Annotated in this window: 1 protein-coding gene; it reads left to right on the forward strand. The window is 52.5% G+C overall.

Annotation, left to right across the window (positions count from 1 at the left end; all coding sequences use genetic code 11):
* Positions 1-764: elongation factor Tu (locus ACHHZ6_RS24740; RefSeq protein ID WP_395123185.1), on the forward strand; the 764-nt coding region annotated here is incomplete at both ends.

Consider the following 764-nt stretch of genomic DNA (forward strand, 5'->3'; position numbering starts at 1 on the left):
GACATGGTTGATGACGAAGAGCTGCTGGAACTGGTAGAGATGGAAGTTCGTGAACTGCTGTCTCAGTACGATTTCCCAGGCGACGATACTCCAATCGTTCGTGGTTCTGCTCTGAAAGCGCTGGAAGGCGAAGCAGAGTGGGAAGCGAAAATCATCGAACTGGCTGGCTTCCTGGATTCTTACATCCCAGAACCAGAGCGTGCGATTGACAAGCCATTCCTGCTGCCAATCGAAGACGTATTCTCCATCTCCGGTCGTGGTACCGTTGTTACCGGTCGTGTAGAGCGCGGTATCATCAAAGTTGGCGAAGAAGTTGAAATCGTTGGTATCAAAGAGACTGCGAAGTCTACCTGTACTGGCGTTGAAATGTTCCGCAAACTGCTGGACGAAGGCCGTGCTGGTGAGAACGTTGGTGTTCTGCTGCGTGGTATCAAACGTGAAGAAATCGAACGTGGTCAGGTACTGGCGAAGCCAGGCTCAATCAAGCCACACACCAAGTTCGAATCTGAAGTGTACATCCTGTCCAAAGACGAAGGCGGCCGTCATACTCCGTTCTTCAAAGGCTACCGTCCACAGTTCTACTTCCGTACAACTGACGTGACCGGTACCATCGAACTGCCAGAAGGCGTAGAGATGGTAATGCCAGGCGACAACATCAAGATGGTTGTGACGCTGATCCACCCAATCGCGATGGACGACGGTCTGCGTTTCGCAATCCGTGAAGGCGGCCGTACCGTTGGCGCGGGCGTTGTTGCTAAAGTTCT

Origin of the sequence: Enterobacter cloacae complex sp. 2024EL-00214 (assembly GCF_043945575.1) — a bacterium.
Classification (GTDB): Bacteria; Pseudomonadota; Gammaproteobacteria; order Enterobacterales; family Enterobacteriaceae; genus Enterobacter; species Enterobacter cloacae_P.